14 protein-coding genes are annotated in these 16,749 nt (G+C 65.8%); 8 read left to right on the top strand and 6 right to left on the bottom strand.

Features of this window, described 5'->3' with window-relative positions; genetic code table 11:
* The first annotated feature begins 547 nt into the window (after positions 1 to 547).
* From CXQ90_RS10265 to CXQ90_RS10250, 4 genes are all read left to right on the top strand, one after another.
* On the top strand, positions 548 to 805 hold the full coding sequence (locus CXQ90_RS10265) for a hypothetical protein (protein WP_104138900.1): 258 nt from the start codon (positions 548 to 550) through the stop codon (positions 803 to 805).
* A 154-nt stretch (positions 806 to 959) separates the two neighbouring features.
* Positions 960 to 2,336: a GAF domain-containing serine/threonine-protein kinase gene (locus tag CXQ90_RS10260; RefSeq protein ID WP_104138899.1), complete on the top strand. Its 1,377-nt coding sequence runs from the start codon at positions 960 to 962 to the stop codon at positions 2,334 to 2,336.
* Positions 2,337 to 2,618: 282 nt separating this feature from the next.
* Positions 2,619 to 4,961 carry a multicopper oxidase domain-containing protein gene (locus tag CXQ90_RS10255; RefSeq protein ID WP_104138897.1) on the top strand — a complete coding sequence of 781 codons (2,343 nt, stop codon included), beginning with the start codon at positions 2,619 to 2,621 and terminating at the stop codon, positions 4,959 to 4,961.
* Positions 4,962 to 5,163: 202 nt separating this feature from the next.
* The gene (locus CXQ90_RS10250) at positions 5,164 to 5,349 is read left to right on the top strand and encodes a PspC domain-containing protein (RefSeq protein WP_104138896.1); all 186 of its coding nucleotides are present in this window, start codon (positions 5,164 to 5,166) and stop codon (positions 5,347 to 5,349) included.
* Between the two features lie 87 nt (positions 5,350 to 5,436).
* Here the strand turns inward: CXQ90_RS10250 and CXQ90_RS10245 are convergent, their stop codons facing one another.
* Both CXQ90_RS10245 and CXQ90_RS10240 read right to left on the bottom strand, forming a co-directional pair.
* Positions 5,437 to 6,552 (bottom strand): hypothetical protein, encoded by a 1,116-nt coding sequence (locus CXQ90_RS10245; RefSeq protein ID WP_104138894.1) that lies wholly within the window; start codon positions 6,550 to 6,552, stop codon positions 5,437 to 5,439.
* A 206-nt stretch (positions 6,553 to 6,758) separates the two neighbouring features.
* On the bottom strand, positions 6,759 to 8,378 hold the full coding sequence (locus CXQ90_RS10240; RefSeq protein ID WP_104138893.1) for an alkaline phosphatase: 1,620 nt from the start codon (positions 8,376 to 8,378) through the stop codon (positions 6,759 to 6,761).
* A 183-nt stretch (positions 8,379 to 8,561) separates the two neighbouring features.
* Between CXQ90_RS10240 and CXQ90_RS10235 the strand changes: the two genes are divergently transcribed.
* On the top strand, positions 8,562 to 9,671 hold the full coding sequence (locus CXQ90_RS10235; protein ID WP_104138891.1) for a glycosyltransferase: 1,110 nt from the start codon (positions 8,562 to 8,564) through the stop codon (positions 9,669 to 9,671).
* Between the two features lie 419 nt (positions 9,672 to 10,090).
* On the opposite strand, the gene CXQ90_RS10225 is transcribed toward CXQ90_RS10235, so the two are convergent.
* Entirely contained in the window at positions 10,091 to 10,987 is an 897-nt protein-coding gene (locus tag CXQ90_RS10225) for an SGNH/GDSL hydrolase family protein (RefSeq protein ID WP_181038512.1), read from the bottom strand.
* A gap of 742 nt (positions 10,988 to 11,729) precedes the next feature.
* Here CXQ90_RS10225 and CXQ90_RS10220 point away from each other — a divergent pair.
* Complete coding sequence (locus CXQ90_RS10220) at positions 11,730 to 12,560, top strand: hypothetical protein (protein ID WP_104138888.1); 831 nt, start codon at positions 11,730 to 11,732, stop codon at positions 12,558 to 12,560.
* Between the two features lie 126 nt (positions 12,561 to 12,686).
* Here CXQ90_RS10220 and CXQ90_RS10215 read toward each other — a convergent pair whose 3' ends face one another.
* On the bottom strand, positions 12,687 to 13,154 hold the full coding sequence (locus tag CXQ90_RS10215; RefSeq protein WP_104138887.1) for a hypothetical protein: 468 nt from the start codon (positions 13,152 to 13,154) through the stop codon (positions 12,687 to 12,689).
* A gap of 270 nt (positions 13,155 to 13,424) precedes the next feature.
* Here CXQ90_RS10215 and CXQ90_RS10210 point away from each other — a divergent pair, with 270 nt between their 5' ends.
* Together CXQ90_RS10210 and CXQ90_RS10205 are read left to right on the top strand one after the other, a co-directional pair.
* Positions 13,425 to 14,714 (top strand): cyclopropane-fatty-acyl-phospholipid synthase family protein, encoded by a 1,290-nt coding sequence (locus CXQ90_RS10210; RefSeq protein WP_104138885.1) that lies wholly within the window; start codon positions 13,425 to 13,427, stop codon positions 14,712 to 14,714.
* A 42-nt stretch (positions 14,715 to 14,756) separates the two neighbouring features.
* Entirely contained in the window at positions 14,757 to 15,458 is a 702-nt protein-coding gene (locus CXQ90_RS10205) for a type 1 glutamine amidotransferase domain-containing protein (protein ID WP_104138884.1), read from the top strand.
* 51 nt (positions 15,459 to 15,509) lie between these two features.
* Here the strand turns inward: CXQ90_RS10205 and CXQ90_RS10200 are convergent, their stop codons facing one another.
* Positions 15,510 to 15,779, bottom strand: a complete 270-nt coding sequence (locus tag CXQ90_RS10200) for a hypothetical protein (protein ID WP_104138882.1) — start codon at positions 15,777 to 15,779, stop codon at positions 15,510 to 15,512.
* 144 nt (positions 15,780 to 15,923) lie between these two features.
* Positions 15,924 to 16,736, bottom strand: coding sequence for a hypothetical protein (locus tag CXQ90_RS10195; RefSeq protein WP_104138881.1), 813 nt, complete (start codon positions 16,734 to 16,736; stop codon positions 15,924 to 15,926).
* Positions 16,737 to 16,749: the final 13 nt, after the last annotated feature.

Below are 16,749 nucleotides of genomic sequence, written 5' to 3'. Positions count from 1 at the left end.
AAATTCAACCAATTCATATAAAATAAACCGGTATCAACAAACTTGGCACACTATTGAGTTCTCAAACAACAGACACACCCGGCACCACCACAACCACACGGTCAAGGATCGCTCCGGAGCAACTTTTCAAACTTACCCGGTCCGGCGAATCTTTGCAAATCGTCGTTTCCGTGATTTGCGATTCAGCAGGAAGGTCCCCGCCCGTCGTCGGCGCACCAATTAGCGCGCCATTTTCCGGCTGTTTATTTGGGGGTCGGTCGCTATTTTTCCGCTTCAGCGGCGGCGACTCGAATAACTGTACACACCCCGAATCATCCACGCAAATCGGCCGGCCCACCGGTCCTGCGGGCGCCGCGCACCGGTCCTGCGGACGCCGCCGGAGGCGGCCGCGCGACCCCGCCTGGAGCGACACTCGGAGGTCTGCCTAGGGTAACTAGACAGAACGGTCTGTCTCGCATACATTTCAAGGAGATCACTGGCCCTCGGGCGGCGATCCGTTATCGCTGAAGCAGAACGGCGGATCAATACCCGTGCCTTGGAGGACCCAATGACTGCCACCCACTTCGAACTGTTTGTAGCCGAGGCCCTCACCACGGAGCGCGAGACTGATACGCAGCTTACTCCGGATGAGCTCTACGGCCTGTACACAAGCTGGTGCCTCATCAACCAGTCGCAGCCCGAGCCGCCCGCCGCATTGTGGGCATCGCTCAAGGAGCAGGGAATTGATCCGGAGAACTGCGAGCTTGCTATGACGGGACCGGCAGCGGCGGACTACATTCTCGCCAGCGCCCCCAGCCTCATATAGCCCAAATGATCAAGGAAGAGTCGATGCGAATCGGCTCTTCCGGTCGTTTAAGAAACCTACATTGGCCACCGTTTTAACGCACTCCTGCTAGAACCTAACAACCGAATACGCGCCCGGGCCTCGAGCACCGCGCGGCAAGACTCAAAGGCACACGATGGACGTACAGTCCGGTATTACAGCAGGAACGGTCCTAGGCGGCAGGTACCACGTCCAGGAACAAATCGGGTCCGGAGCGATGGCCAACGTCTACCGGGCCATGGACGAATTCCTCGAGCGCGAAGTGGCCGTGAAGATAGTCACCGGGCCCGTCGGCAACGATGCGCGGCACGATGCCGAGGCGGAGCTGAAGGTCCTGGCGCGCCTGAACCACCACAGCCTGGTAACTCTCCTGGACGCCGGCGTCGACAGAACCGAACCAAACAAGCCGCGCATTTACCTCGTGATGGAACTCGTGGAGGGTGCGGATCTCAAGCGCCGCCTCGCGGACGGGCCGCTGCCGCCGCGCCATGCTGCCCAGATCGGTCACGACCTCGCGGACGCCCTGGCGTACATCCACGAAAGCGGCGTGATCCACCGGGACGTCAAGCCCGGCAACATCATGATCTTCGATTATCACCATGACGCCGCAAGGATGCGCGCGAAACTCACGGACTTCGGCATTGCCCTTATCGCCGACAATCCGGAGTCCCCGGACGGCGGTTTCCTCGGAACCGCGGGGTACCTCAGCCCGGAGCAGGCAAGGTCCGAGCGCGTCGGTCCTGCCAGCGACGTGTACTCCCTTGGCCTGGTTCTGCTCGAGTGCCTCACCGGCCAGCAGGCGTTTCCGGGCGATCCCCTGCAGAGCGCCCTCGCACGACTGATCGAGGATCCGAGCATCCCGGCCAGCCTGGAGCCGGAATGGCAGATGCTGCTGGCCGCCATGACGGCACGGAATCCGGAGGACCGGCCCTCAAGCCGCGAGGTGGCTCAAGCCCTGCAGGACCAGGCCGTCAGCAAGGCAAAGCACAAAGTGGACCCCGCCATCATCCCCAGTGACGAGGACGCCAGGATGGAAGCCGTCCGCCGCTACGCAATTCTGGACACCCCGGCCGACGGCGCCTTCGACAGGATAACTTCACTGGCTGCCCGGCTCTTTTCGGTGCCCATTGCGATCGTGTCAGTTGTGGACCACGACCGCATCTGGTTCAAGTCCCACCATGGGGTCCCCGTGGGGGAGACCGGCAGGGATCCTGGCCTGTGTGCGTCAGCGATCCTGCAGGACGACGTCTGGGTCGTCGAGAACGCCCCGGAAGACGCGCGCACGCTGGTGAACCCCCTTGTCGCCGGAGATTTCGGCCTAAAATTCTACGCCGGGGCGCCCCTCAAGTCCCGGGACGGGTACAACCTCGGGACCCTGTGCATCCTCGACCGCGAGCCCCGCACCCTGGACGCCTCGGAAGCCGAAACGCTCCGGGACCTCGCCGCGGTGGTCATGAACGACCTCGAACTGCGCCTCGACAGCCGGACGGCCCAGCTCGCCGGCCCCTCCTGACAGGGCATTCCTGGCGCATCTTCACCCGCTCCTGCCCCGCCGCTACAGGCGGAAACCACGACGGCGGGAGGCCGGCGAACGCTGCCAGCCTCCCGCCGTCGTGCTTCTGACGCGGAATGCCACCCGGCAGACCTGGCCGGCTCCCCCCCAAATCCGGCCCCGCGAAACCCAACGTTTCTGTAGCTTTCCGCCGCAAGGATAGGCACTGTCCGCAAACGCAATTGGGGGGGACATGAGCTTTGGTACAGCTATCTCCGGCCCGAACCAACTCGGAGGCCGGCCATGACCATCTTGGACATCCACGTCAATGACGGATTCGTTCCCATGGTGGACGGGTCGCTGGTTTACCACCGGGGATTCGGCGAGCGCCGCACAGCGGTGACTGACCCCAAGCCCGCGCTGGCAATGACCCCGCGGGTATTCACCGCCGCAGGTAAGGTCGTGGCCAGCCGGTCGTATCCCCTGACCGCACCGCTGCCGCCGCACGGCCGCCCGGCACCGCTGCGGGACGACCCCGCGCATCAGCGGCAGTACCTTGCCCGGCGCGCGTACTGGGCCAGCTACTTCCCGGACCGCACCCTGATCGCCGAAACCGGGAGCACCATCCGCGTGAGGTTGCATAACAACCTCGCCCAGCCGCACGAGCTCCGGTTCCACCGCGCGGGAAATGGGGGTGCGGATGCCACTAGCGGTGTCGTCGCTCCGGGGAAAACAATCCTCCTCGAGTTCCCTGCACCGCTGCCGGGTACCTACCTGTTCACCGACCCCACCAACCAGCCCGTGGAAAGAACCCTGGGCCTGTACGGCGCGCTGGTGGTCATCGACCCTCGCAACGCTTGGCGGCTCGCCCCCGGCGGAGCCGAGTTCGAACGCCAATGGCTATGGCTGTGCCACGACGTGGACTCGAACTGGGCCCGCATCGCCTCTCGGGGGCAGACGGTCAATCCGCTCACCACCCCGGCCGTGCCGCGGTACTTCACCCTCAATGGCTACTCCGGGTTTCAGTCCCTGGCTCTCAGCACCAATGAGGAGCTCAACGAACGGCGCAAGCAGGACACGCTGCCTTCAGGCCATCCGAGGGAAACCGATGTGCGGAACTTCAGTGCCTCACCCGCCCCGGGCGCCGTGCGGACCGGGCAGCTGGTGCGGATGGTCAACGCCGGCATCGCGGATCACCAGCTGCACTACCACGGCAACCACGTGTGGACGGTGCGCGCCAACGGCATTGACTTCCCGCGCTCCAACGGCAGGGTCAGCCCCCAGGGGGACGTCATTCTGCAGCAGTGGGAGGACACCGTTCAGGTGCAGCCGCTGGAACGCAAGGAAGCGATGCTGCCTGTCCGGCGCCCGCCCGAAGTGGTGGATCCCGTCTGGGAGGCCCGGACGGAGGATTGGACGTATCCCATGCACTGCCATGCGGAGCCGTCGCAGACCGCCGCCGGCGGCATGTACCCCGGCGGCCTGGTGGCCGACTGGGTGCTGGCAGCAGCACCGACCCCCGAATCGGGCCTGCCCCCTACGGCCGAGGACAAGGCCCACCATACGTTCCGGAGCCAGGTGGATTTCGCCTCCGACCAGCCACACGAAGGCAGCCCCGAGACCGAGTTTCGCCTGCGGCCGGACGTCTCCATCGAGCTCGACTTCTTCAGCCGGGAACTCAAATTCCCTGACGGGTCCGAGCACGAGGTGTGGAGCTTCGAAAACGAAAAATCCGGCCGCGGCCTCCCCGGGCCCGTGGTGCGGCTCACCGAGGGCCAGGTGTTCCACGCCACCGTGAAGCCGAGCAAGAAGGTCCACACCGTCCACTGGCACGGCATCGAACCCGATCCCCGCAATGACGGCGTGGGCCACACCTCGTTCGAGGTCACGGGGCACTACACGTACCAGTGGCGGCCGGATGTCGCCGAACGCGGCAACCCCAGCAGGGGCTCCGCCGGCACGTACTTCTACCACTGCCACGTCAACACTCCCCTGCACGTGCAGATGGGCATGTTCGGTGCGATCATCATCGATCCGCCGGCCAGCCCAGCAACCCCGGCCGGGACCCGCCGGCATTCCTTGGAGGGTCCCCTGTACGACATCGCCACCGAGACCCTCATCGCCCCGTTCTCCATTGATCCGCGGTGGCATGAAATGAACCACGCCGCCGGACTGTCCGGTGAGGACGCCGGCCTGAACCGCTTCGAGCCCAAGCACTTCGTTCTTCTGGGCGGGGCAATCGCCAGCAGGCCAAGGGGTGACAGGGTGTGGGCCATCTCGGCCATGAGGGCGAATGTCGTCACAGCCACCAAGAAGCCCACCCTGGTGCGCCTCGTGAACGTGGACTACTTCCCCACGCTCACAAGGTTCCTGGATGCGGCAGGAAAGCCCGCGCGCATCGCCGAACTGATCGCGCACGACGGCAGACCGTTCTGGAACACACCCAGCCCGACCGCCCCGGCCGTTCAGCCCTCGATGGCGGGCCAGCCGCTGCTGACCAGCGTCATCAAGTCCGGGGCGGCCGAGAAATTCGACCTCCTGCTGCGCCCGCCGGCGCCCGGCAAGTACACCATTGCGATCGACTATCTGCACTGGATCACCGGTCAGACGCTGGCCACCCGCACTGTCACCGTCACCGCTGCCTGACCGGCGGTCCTGCACTACGGATCCGGTCACCAGGACGGCGGCGGGGGGTCATCAACGGTGCTGGCCTCCCGTCGTCGCGGTTCTTCCCGCCGGGCGGGCAGCCCCGTAAGCGGTTGCAGCCTTCAACGCGGCGCGGGCACAGCCCGGAAATGACTCCCCCGGACCGCTTACCTCACCCCGGAGCGGCTGCTACTGTGGCGAAATGGAAGCAGCAATGGTTCGGCCCAGGAATGGCAAGGTCATCGCGGGAGTCTGCGCGGCCCTCGCTGACCGCTTCGGTATCTCCAAGACGCTCGTCCGCATCGGCTTCGTGCTGTTCGGGCTGTTCGGCGTCGGAGAACTCGTCTACATCGCTTTGTGGATCATCATCCCCAAAGCCCCGCAGTAACGAGCCCCACGAGGACAGGTCCGGCTACCCGCCAGCCTGGTGGATGGTAAACGCGGTGGGAAAGCCCCCCGCCACCAGACCGGCAGGCTACTTGGCGGACCAGATCCTTCGCCAGCCGTGCGTGATCGAAGCCCAGACACCCCACGCTGCGGCCACCGCCAATGCCAGTTCCACCGCGCCAATTCCTACCTGGCCCGCGGCGAATGACTGGATCGCGAGGCCGGTAAGGGCGGACAGAAAGAAGGCGGCAAGGAGGCCTACGGCCAACAGGGCAATGCCTGACTTCATTCCGGACTGCTTGGCGGGCTGGACACCCTTGCGGTCCTCTGGACCGGCAGCGGCCGGGATCTGAGGGGTTTCGGGCTGGGTTTCTGACAAGGTTTCCGGCGCGGTCTCCCGCCGGGGCGACGGGGACGAGGTCCGGGGCTTTTCCTGCTCAGCCGGCCCGGGCTCCGCCTGGGCCGCGGGCCCGGGAGCAGTCTGTGCCTCCGGGGAAAGGTCCCGAACGAAAGTTACGACGGCGTCCGGCGCCTCGCCGTCCGACGCTTCACCGCGGGGGTCATCACCGCCGAGTGCATCCGTATCAGCCGCTTCACGGCCGTCGTCAGGTGCCTCATCGCGGACTCGCCGGCCCTGGCGCCGCTGCCCGATCGAAGCGGCCGGGGCGGGCCAGATCTCGGCCAGGCTGGCCAACTGGCGCATGGCGGCGATCGTTAGGACCACGTTGGCGCAGGCCAGGGCGTTGGTGCCGGGCTCGTGTTGGTGAACAGGCGGGAGCTTCAACGCCTCCAGTACGTCGTTCAGGTGATGCTTCGGCAGCTCCAACTGTGCCCGGGCCAGCTCCTGGGCACAATAAAACTCCTTGGCCGGCAGGTCCAGCCGCAGGTGTTCGGTGGCTTTGCGCATCACGGAGGCGTCATACGGAGCGTCGTAGGCGACCAACTGGTCCTCGCAGACAAACTGCAGGATTCCCTCGACGGACATCTCCCAGTCCGCCGCGTGCATAACGTCGTCTTCCCTGATGCCGTGGACTTCGATGTTGATGGGATCGAAGTGGTCAATGCCGGGCGGGGGTTTGATGAGCCAGGACGCTTTGTCCACGATCCTGCCGTCCCGGACCTTCACCAGGCCGACGGCACACACTGACCCGCGGTTGCTGTTCGCAGTTTCAAAGTCGATGGCGGTAAAGCTGATCCCTGACATGCATGCCCCCCAAGGCGCGCTAAATAGGCGGGAAGGCGCCGCTGCTGGGCCTGTCCGCTGACGGGAACATTCTCGCAGAGTGAATGCCAAATTACAGTCCTGCCTGGTTTTGTGAACCGCGGCGGGGACCACGCGGCATCCGTAAAACCGCGACGGCGGGTGGCTGGCAAATGGTTGCCGGCCACCCGTTGTCGCGGTGCGGTGGGTCAGCGCTCCGGGTGCAGGTTCTTGCTCCAGAGCACGGTGCCGTTGGCGTTGCGGAGGCTGACGGTGAAGACGTCGTCCTCGCCGAGGTCCACGTGGCCGAAGTACTGGCTCTCGCCGTTGCGCGGGGACTGGTTGGCGTAGGCGCCTGCCTTGTAGAAGGCCACCTCCGGCCCGAAGGTCCCGTCCATCGCGCTGGGGCCGAACGTTCCGGCATTGATGGGGCCGGCCACGAATTCCCAGAAGGGGTCGAAGTCCTGGAACGCGGCCCGCGCGGGCGAGTAGTGGTGGGCGGCGCAGTAGTGGACGTCGGCCGTGAGCCAGACCACGTTTTTAACCCGGTTGCGCTTGAACGCGGACAGCACCCCGGCGATCTCGAGTTCCTTGCCCAAGGGGGCGCCGGCGTCGCGGTTTGCCAGGGACTCCTGGTTGACGGGACCGTCCGGCACAATGATGCCAAGCGGGAGGTCGGCCGAGATCACCTTCCAGGTGGCCTTGGACTTGCTGACTTCGCGGATCAGCCAGCGGGCCTGTTCCTCGCCGAGGATGTGGGTCAGGTTCGTTTCCTTGCCGTCCGTGTTGGGGTCCTTGAAGGTGCGCATGTCCAGGCAGAAGATGTCCAGCTGCGGGCCGCGGGAGATCTTGCGGTAGATGCGGGCCGGCTCGAAGCCGGTGCTGCCGTCGCTGAGCTGGGCGATGGGCTGGTATTCCTGCCAGGCCTGGCGGCCGCGGGCGGCGAGCACGTCCACCCGGCGCTCGGTGTAGCGGGAATCGGTGAGGATCTCGCCGGGGTACCAGTTGTTGGTGGTTTCGTGGTCGTCCCACTGGGCGATCACCGGAACCTGGGCGTACATGGCGCGGACGTTGCGGTCCATGAGGTTGTAGCGATGCCGGCCGCGGTACTCGTCGAGCGTCTCGGCCACCTTGGACACCTCCTCGGTGACGAGGTTGCGCCAGATCTGCCCGTCCGGCTCGGTGACCTGAGCGGCGATGGGGCCGTCGGCGTAGATGGTGTCGCCGGAGTGGATGAAGAAGTCCGGCTTCGTGGCGAGCATGGCCGCGTAGCCGCGCATGCCGCCGATCTCCTCGTTGATGCCCCAGCCCTGGCCGGCGGTGTCCCCGCTCCACACGAAGCTCTGCCGGCGGGGTGCGCGGCCGCTGCGCAGCGTGCCGGTTCCGGGGGCGGTGCTGAAGGAGCCGCGCGCGGTTTCGCCGGCGTGGCCCTCGGGGTCCTCGAAGTGCATGGTCAGCGCGAACCGCGTGCCGGCCGGGAGGTCGCGGGCGTTGATCTTGGACGTGAAGTCGGTGGCCTCGCTGGCCCTGGTCCCCCGCAGCACCCGCCGGAAGGCGCGGCCGCCGCGGAGCGGGGACCCGCCGTCGTCGACCGCGAGCAGGCTGGCCACCAGCCGGCCGGGTCCCGACGCGCGGGACCACAGGACGCCGGAATCTGCGGTGACATCGCCGGTGGCGATGCCGGACGGGAGGGTCAGGCGGTTCCGGACCAGCGCGACGCCGGAGGGCCGGGCGGCGTGGGCGGGTGCGACGAGTGAAGGGGCGACGGCGGCAGCACCGGCAGCGGCGATGGCACCTATGAGGACGTTTCGGCGGGTGAAAGGAGTCATGGTTTCATCCTTGAGGGGCGGCGTGAACCGGCGGCGACAGCGATGTGAACGCTCGCGTTACGTCCGGTTTCCTGCGTCCCCGGTCCACTGACTGTGTCCGGCCCCTGTTCGCGGGGCGGCATCGGGACTAGGCTTCTGCCCGCCGGTGTTTACCGCCGGCTTCCTGAACTCAGGGAGGTTGCCATGCCGGATTTTCTCTTCGCAACGCTTGACGCCGGCGGGAACCTGCCGCCGGCCCTCGGCATCGCCCGTGAGCTGATACGGGACGGCCACCGGGTCCGCTTCCTGGGGGAGGCGCAGCAGGCCGGGCCGATAGAGGCAGCGGGCGCCGAGTTCCGTGCCTACGGCAATTCGGCCCCGATGGCCCCGGCAGACCACATGTCCGCGCTCCAGCAGATCTCCATGATGGTGTCTGTCTTCACCGACGCCGGAATCGCGGGGGACGTGGTTGAGGAGGCGCGGCGCGATCCGCCGGACGTGGTGGTGGTGGACTGCCTGCTGCTAGGGGCCATCGACGCCGCCGCCCGGGCCGGGCTGCGCACGGTGGTGCTGATGCACAGCTTCTACGCTTTTTTCGACGGCCCGTTCCGGCGGACTCCCATCACGGCGGTGATTGCAGCGCGGGGCCTCGGGCCGCGGCACGTGATGAAGCGCGCTGAGCGGATCCTAGTGTGCTCCGATCCGCTCCTGGATCCCGCGGGCAGCATGAACGGCAACGGCAAGGTGGTGTGGACCGGCGCCGTGGCGGACGTGGAGCAGCCGGCGACACCTCCACCGCCGGGCATATGGCCCCGCGTGCTGGTGAGCCTGAGCACCACGGCCTTCCCCGGACAGGAGGCGTTCCTGCAAAAAACACTGGACGCGGTGGCCGACCTGCCGCTCGAGGTGGTGGTGACCACCGGTCCCGCCATTGATCCTGCAGGCCTGACGGCCGCGCCGAACACGATTGTGCACCGCTATCTTCCGCACCGGGACGTGATGCCCGAGTGCAGCGCGGTGATCGGCCACGGCGGCCATGCCACCACCATGCTGGCGCTGGCCCACGGACTTCCGCTGGTGATCGCGCCGATGCATCCGCTGCTGGACCAGCGCATGGTGGGGAAGGCGGTGCAGGACGCCGGAGCGGGGCTGCTGATCAAGGCGTCGTCGTCCCCGGATGAAATCGCCCGGGCCGTGAGGACTGTGGTGGACTCGGCGATCTTCCGCACTGCCGCGTCCGGAGTGGGCCGCCGGATCCGGGAGGCCGACGGCGCCGCGTCCGGGGCGCGGGTGCTGGCGGAAATGATTTTGTGAGACGGCAGTAAAGCTGGGATGGTGCCGGAATCGTTGATCTATGCCGGGCATACGGATGAGGATCATAGGCAGGTGGGTCCGGTCGTGGTTGTCACGGAGGAGTTCAAGGGCGGTGGCGTTAAGCCGCTCTGCTTCATCGGTGATGAGGAGCTCCACTAGCGTGGTGCGGCATCGAGTTTGCGCAGGTTCGTCAATGCACGAGCCGATTCGCACCTGGTATCGGTGTATGTCTTCCATGAGGGTCTTGGGACGGCAGAGAACGTCCGGGGTGCAAGGATGATGGCCGGGGTCATTGAGGCGCCTGGCGCCTTCCGGATTCCGGCTCGGACTTAAACACACCCCCGAAGGGCCAGGCCTCATGAAAGACCGAGGCTGGGACGGCGTCCTGGCGCGGTACGACAGCCGCGCCAGGATGCCCGTCAGTCCCGCAGCGCCGGGATTCCCGCTTCGCGGATGACGGCCGGATAGTAGCCCTCGGCATACCCGGTGGCCGTCGGGTGGAAGCTCACGCCGTCGAAGGGGTTCGCCGGGTTGAAAACGAACCAGGAATCGGGCGAGCCGAAGCCGTGGCCGGCGAACTCGTCGGTGACATCGACATAGACGGTCCCGGGGGACTTCTTGGCCGCCTCCTCGATGACCTTGTTCAGCGTGTCCGTACCCTTGTTGAAGACCTTGGCGGCTTCGTCCGCGATGAAGGGGTTTTCCCCGAATGCCGGCGAGAACAGGTGCGGATATCCCAGCGCGACGATCTTGGCGCTGGGTGCCTTGGCGCGGATGGCCGCGTAGGCATCGGTCAGGGCCGGGAGGACCTCAGTCCTGGCAACTGCTTCGGCGGTCTTGACGGCCGTCTTGCAGTCCTTCAGGGGGCGGAACAGGCATGCTTGGAGCACGTCCAAAAATTTGACGTCGTTGCCGCCGGCGGTAATGGTGACCAAGTCCGTTTCTGGGTTCAGCAGGTCCGCGGCCGACGCCACCTGGACCTGGAGGGGCACCATGGCGGCGGTCCAGCCCGCGCAGGCGGCGTTGGCCGTGAGCTGGACGTCGTCCCGCGCGTCCAGCACGTCCACGTAGCCCGGCGATGCCTGGAAACACGGCTGCGCATTCTCCGGATCACCGTAGAGCGGGGAGATGCTGATGTTCGTCGCGCCGATGCCCGAGGTATAGGAATCCCCCAGGGCGACGTAATCCAGCGGTTCGGAGTCCTGTGCGGCGGCCGGCATGGCTACCGAGCCGGCCACCAGCCCGGCGACAACGACGGCCAGCGCCCCCAGGCGCCCTGCAAGACCCGCTCGGGTGTGAGTGTAAGTAGCCGTCACACCCATACCTGCGGAAATGGAAGTTCCACGAACAGTGCCCGGGTGTGCCCCTGATTTGACTCGTGTGATCTCTGTTCCTCGGGGCGATGGTTTCTTCATGATTCTTTTCCTTTCACCGCCAGCGTCGCGCCAGCGGCTGCGCCGCCGGCGGGAAGGAGCATCGCCAGCAGGAGAACCAAGAGCGTGATGAGTCGGATAAGTGAGTGCGTGATGACCTCTAGGTCATCTGGAAGGGAAGACGGGTCAAGAGGGCCTTTTGGCTTGAAGGATGCGCGGGAGGATGCGCGACGCGCTGACGGAAGAGCCTCGAAGCCGTCACCGTAGGTAGCCCTCGGATGAGAAGCGTCATCCGAAAGGATTAAATAGTTATCGCTGAACCTTGGGGAGACCTTGGTACGACTACTGCTGCCCCCACAACTGGGGGTAGTCCTGCTCGCCTCGCTAGTCCTTCGCCAAGGCTCCGGACAGAAACGGGTGCACGGTAACGGTGGTATCCCTTCACGACGGCCGGAGGGTCCGGCGCCCCGTGGAACTTCGACGTCTCTCGCACAACCGTTTGCCGTGAACTCCAACGGGCACAACCAGCCCAAGTTTGACGGAAGGCGACGGAGGCCGCCGTGCTGCACGACCGCCGTCGAACCCTAAGAATGACGGAGGCCTGTTCGAGCGCAACGGACAGACGATCGATTGAATCCCCGGGCCTCATCGGCGTTTCATTGCGGAGGCAGACGTACCATTGGGCATGACTCGTTCTGGGATGAAGATGGCATGCACGTTCCTGGCCCTTCTTGGACTAGTGGTCACAGGAATGGCTCCGGTCGCAGCGGCTCCGCCCTCCCGAAATAAGGACCTGGTGGGCAACGACGTGTCCTGGCCCCAGTGCGGTAAGACCCTTCCCAGCGGGCAAGCCTTCGCGATCGTGGGCGTGACCGGCGGACTGGCCAATAACACCAACCCTTGCCTCGCTGAGCAACTCGCTTGGGCCGCTGACTCTACCGGGGGAACTGCGCAGCCCAAGGTTGCGTTATACGTGAACACTGCCAACCCAGGACATGAGGGCTCTTGGTGGCCGTCGTCCAACATCTACCCCGATGTGCAAGTTGCCAATCCCTATGGGACCTGCGCAGGCGCAGTCGACCTCGCCTGCTCGTACATGTACGGCTACGCGAAGGCTTATGACGACGCTACTAGCCGAGGCGTGACGGACCCCGGCGAGTATTTCTGGTGGCTGGATGTGGAGACGGGCAATAGCTGGCAGACCAAGACAGACCTGAACCGGGCGGACCTTGAAGGGATGGTCGCCTACTTCAAGAGCATCACTGCCGAAGGTGAAGACGCCGACGGTGAAGACGCCGGTGTCGGAATTTACTCGACAAGCTATCAGTGGGGAATTATCGCCGGGACCGTGCCATCCAGCAGCCCCCTCACGGGGCTGCCAAGCTGGCTTGCAGGTGCCAGGACCCTGCGGGGAGCGAAGTCGAATTGTTCTCTGCCTGGCCTGACGCCCGGCAGCCCGGTAACAGTGACGCAGTATGTGTCGGCGGGACTCGATTACGACTACTCCTGCTTTTAGGCAGCGCCTCTTCATCCCAAACACCCCAGCGGGGTCACTAACGCCATAGCGATCACAAAACGCCGCCACCAGGCGATGAAGCTCACACCGGCCGCCCGCCGTCGTGCGTTCTTGTTATGGCGCGGTTCAGCGGACCGGGACTTCATCCACGAACGGCACCTGGGCGACGTATTGCTGATACAGCTTCAATGCCTCGTCGATGGCGATGTGGCCGAAGTTAAGAGTTACCTGCAGCCCTTCCAGCTGGGCGTTTACCGTCTCGGCAGCACTCACCTTCTCGGCGAGCGCGTGTGAATTGGCGAAGTTCGTGGCCAGGGCCGCGGCGACGGAGAGGATGACGGCGGCAAGGCAGAGGAAGCGCCACACCACGGAATCATCACCGAGCGAGAAGATTCCCCGGATCGCTTCGGTGAATCCCGTGCCTCCTACGGCCGGGCCGGCCGTGAGCATCGCGGCCAGCGCACTGCCCACAACGCTGATGTTGGAGAGCTTGTTCCGGCGCGGCCGTTCCCGTCCAATGTACGAGCGGAGTGCCTGCTGCTTCTGGTCGATGCGGTGGGACAGCCGTTGCCGCGTATCCGCTGATTCGTCCATGGTCCGCTACCTGCCTCCCGCTCTCCGATGATGCCTGCAGGGTCAGGATCCCACCGCCCGGATTCTCGGTCCAGACTCGGTTGCTGCGGACGGCGGCGGCTCAGGGACCGGAGCGGACGGCCGGAGGCGGACCGACCCGAAAAACGGGACCGGTTTGTCTCTCTGTGCGGGGCCCGCGGGCTTGTGTAGCTTTAGGTTCTAGTGGCAGGGACTGCAATGGCGCAGTCCCCGCCGCAGCCTGACGCGAGCACCGGACGAGAGGCGACGAACATGGCAAAGACATCGGGTGTGGCACCACGGCTGGCCGAAGCGCTGGCCGTCGTCCTGGGCACGGAGGAGATCCCCGTCAGGCTGCGGGCCTGGGACGGCTCGGAAGCGGGCCCGGCCGACGCGCCGGTCATCGAGTTCCGGTCCCGGCGGGCGTTGCGCCGGATCCTGTGGTCGCCGGGGCAGCTCGGCCTGAGCCGGGCCTATGTGGCGGGGGAAATCGACCCGCGCGGAGACATCTTCGCGGCTTTCACCGCATTGAGCTCCGCTGGAAAGTTTGCCGAGCCCGGCCCCTTCCGGAAGCCAACGGCGCGTGAGCTGGGGACGCTGCTCACCACCGCCGTCCAGCTGGGTGCGGTGGGGCCGAACCCCGCGCCGCCGCCTGAGGAAGCGAAGGTGGAAAAGCACGGCCGGCGGCACTCCAAGAAGCGGGACGCCGCGGCGATCTCGCACCATTACGACGTCGGCAACGACTTCTACCGTCTGGTCCTTGGCCCGTCGATGGTGTACTCGTGCGCGGTCTTTGACAGCGAGGACACGTCGCTGGAGGCCGCCCAGGAAGCGAAGCTCGATCTGGTCTGCCGGAAGCTCGCGCTGAAGCCCGGGATGCGGGTGCTGGATGTGGGCTGCGGCTGGGGCAGCTTCGCGCTGCATGCCGCGGAACGCTACGGGGCGAACGTGGTCGGGGTGACGCTGTCCGCCGAGCAGGCGGAGCAGGCCCGCAAGCGGGTTGCCGAGGCCGGACTGACCGAACGGGTGGACATCCGCGTCCAGGATTACCGCGACCTCGACGACGGGCCGTTCGACGCGATCAGCTCCATCGGAATGTCGGAACACGTGGGCCGCGAACAGCTTGGGCACTACGTCTCCAAGTTGCGCTCGCTGCTGCGCCCGGGCGGCCGGCTACTCAACCACGCCATCTCCTGGAACGCCGGGCCCACCGAGGATGATCCCGATTCCTTCATCCCCCGCTACGTTTTTCCCGACGGCGAGATGCTGAGCCTTGCGGACATGGTGGTGGCGCTGGAGGGCGGCCGCTTCGAGGTGCTCGACGTCGAGGCCCTGCGCCGGCACTACGCCCTGACCCTCCGGGCCTGGGTGCGGAACCTGGAGGAGAACTGGGACGAGGCAGTGCGACTCGCCGGTGCAGGACGAGCCCGGATCTGGCGGCTGTACATGGCGTCGAGCGCGCTGGGGTTCGAGAATGGACTGACGGGCGTGAACCAAATTCTGGTGCAAAGGCACGGCGGCGAGGAACCGAAGCTGCGGCTGAGGGAATGGACCGCGGGTTGAGCCGCTTATCCGCGAGAGCCACAAAGTAAAGGAGTAAACCCGATGGCTAACATCCTGATGGTCGTTTCGGCCGCCGATTCGCTGACGATGAAGGACGGCAGCAAGCACCCCACCGGCTACTGGGCCGAGGAGGTGGTGGTGGCGCACCGGGCGCTGCTCGAAGCGGGCCATACGGTGGACTTCGCCACTCCCGGCGGCATCAAGCCCACCGTGGACAAGGTCAGTCTGGAGGCGGGCTCTGTCGGCAGCGAGGAGAGGGCGGAAGACTTCCGCACCTATCTGGACATGATCGACGTCGACCTCTTCGCGCCGCTGGTGCTGGCCGACGTCGACACTTCCGCGTTCGACGCGGTGATTCTGCCCGGCGGCCACGGTCCCATGACCGACCTCTTCCGGGACAAGGACCTCGGCCGGATCCTCGTGGAGGCGAACGGCGCCGGCAAGATCATCGCGCCGTTCTGCCACGGTCCCGCGGGTCTGCTGAGCGCCTCCGCCGACGACGGCGCGTTCGCCTTCGCCGGGCGCCGGATGACGGTCTTCGCGAATTCGGAGGAGCTGGGCGGCGGCACCGGGGAAAACACGCCGTGGCTCGTGGAGACGGCGTTGCGGGAGAAGGGCGCTGTGGTGGAGACCGGGCCCGACTGGTCCAGCTTCGTGGTGCGTGACGGCAACCTGATCACCGGCCAGAATCCGCAGTCCAGCGAGGACGTGGCCAAGGAGGTCATCAAGGCCCTCGCTGGTTGAGCCTGCCGAAACCAATCGTGGTCCCTTGATCTCGACAGGCTCGATCAACAGCTACTCACCCATGCCGGGGTGGACCTTCACGAAGTCGATCTTGTTGCCCGGGCTGGTCTTCTTCTTCGCCGGCGACCGTGAGAATCCCTTCGCATCCAGGTGGTTCTGGGCGCGGTATTCAGCGAGGGCCTCGTCGTAAGCCTTATTGAGCCGGCCGCCGGAAACCTGTTCCGTCGTGCCGTCGGCAAACGTGATGGAAATCAGGACGCTTTCCGGGAAGTGCCGGTTCATCCGGATGAAGCCTTCTGCGTCCTGCTGGAGAGTAATCAATGTGTTCCGCTTTCTTTGTCGTGGCTACCAGTCTCCCGCACTTTCAGGCCGCGGAGTGCGGCGCCGCCATCACCCGAGCCCGTGTCACTGAAATGTACCGGCAGCAACGGCACCGGGAACCCTTGCCCTGCCGGCCAACCGCACCTACCCCAAACCCACAGCACCGAGGTCCACCTGCACTGCCAACCCCGCCGCGCGGAACCATTCCTTCGCCCCTGCCTGGACCGAAGGCATCGCGAGCTGCTCAGCAACCCGTTCAGGCGGTCCCTCAAAGACTGATTGCCCGTCCTGCAGATATTCCGCGGCCACGCTGCCCGCCAGGAGCTGAAAGAGCGCGGACTGCTCCAAGAAGGGAAGCTTCCTGCCCTGACCATCGGTCAGCACGCCCCAACGCGACGCGAAGAGCGAGAAAGTCTCCGGACGTTCGCCGTTGTCCAGCACCAGCGGGCAGTCCTCGTTATTGAGTTCAATCCGCCGGTAGTTCGGCTCCGTCTCGTCGAGCGCCGCCAACTGGCACGCATCAAGCCACGCCACCCACACTGTGCTCCGCCTCCCCCGGTGCGGGTACGGGGCGGCCGCAATGTAGCCGGCCATGCTCACGTGAGCCGAATGGCCGACACCGATGTGGTGCAACTGAGCCCGGGCCAGCGGCAGAATCCTGCTGACGGGATACCCGGAGCTTCCGAACTTTCTCCGCAGGACCTCGGGACTGGAGTTTGAGCCGATCGAGACCACGGGTGATCGGGAGTCCAGCGGCTCCGCGTTGGCTGCCGCCAGGGCCTCATTGAGGCAGGAGGACAGCGAATCGTCTGCGCCATCCAGCAGCATCGATCGCCCCAGCGGAAGGTCGGCCGCCAGCTGTAGCGGCAGGAAATCATCGCCATGCAGGACACCCGAGGCTTTGGGCGGACTCCACGGATAGTGCAGGGGATCAATCTGGTCAGAAAACACAGACATATATCGACCCTAC

The sequence above is a fragment of the Arthrobacter sp. ZGTC131 genome, from assembly GCF_002929275.1.
GTDB lineage: Bacteria > Actinomycetota > Actinomycetes > Actinomycetales > Micrococcaceae > Arthrobacter.
This window is presented reverse-complemented; position numbering and strand designations above follow the sequence as displayed.

Excerpts from the sequence above, each read along its gene's own strand:
- CXQ90_RS10265 (WP_104138900.1), top strand. The coding sequence starts at position 548 with ATGACTGCCACCCACTTCGAACTGTTTGTAGCCGAGGCCCTCACCACG.
- CXQ90_RS10260 (WP_104138899.1), top strand. The coding sequence starts at position 960 with ATGGACGTACAGTCCGGTATTACAGCAGGAACGGTCCTAGGCGGCAGG.
- CXQ90_RS10255 (WP_104138897.1), top strand. The coding sequence starts at position 2,619 with ATGACCATCTTGGACATCCACGTCAATGACGGATTCGTTCCCATGGTG.
- CXQ90_RS10250 (WP_104138896.1), top strand. The coding sequence starts at position 5,164 with ATGGAAGCAGCAATGGTTCGGCCCAGGAATGGCAAGGTCATCGCGGGA.
- CXQ90_RS10245 (WP_104138894.1), bottom strand. The coding sequence starts at position 6,552 with ATGTCAGGGATCAGCTTTACCGCCATCGACTTTGAAACTGCGAACAGC.
- CXQ90_RS10240 (WP_104138893.1), bottom strand. The coding sequence starts at position 8,378 with ATGACTCCTTTCACCCGCCGAAACGTCCTCATAGGTGCCATCGCCGCT.
- CXQ90_RS10235 (WP_104138891.1), top strand. The coding sequence starts at position 8,562 with ATGCCGGATTTTCTCTTCGCAACGCTTGACGCCGGCGGGAACCTGCCG.
- CXQ90_RS10220 (WP_104138888.1), top strand. The coding sequence starts at position 11,730 with ATGACTCGTTCTGGGATGAAGATGGCATGCACGTTCCTGGCCCTTCTT.
- CXQ90_RS10215 (WP_104138887.1), bottom strand. The coding sequence starts at position 13,154 with ATGGACGAATCAGCGGATACGCGGCAACGGCTGTCCCACCGCATCGAC.
- CXQ90_RS10210 (WP_104138885.1), top strand. The coding sequence starts at position 13,425 with ATGGCAAAGACATCGGGTGTGGCACCACGGCTGGCCGAAGCGCTGGCC.
- CXQ90_RS10205 (WP_104138884.1), top strand. The coding sequence starts at position 14,757 with ATGGCTAACATCCTGATGGTCGTTTCGGCCGCCGATTCGCTGACGATG.
- CXQ90_RS10195 (WP_104138881.1), bottom strand. The coding sequence starts at position 16,736 with ATGTCTGTGTTTTCTGACCAGATTGATCCCCTGCACTATCCGTGGAGT.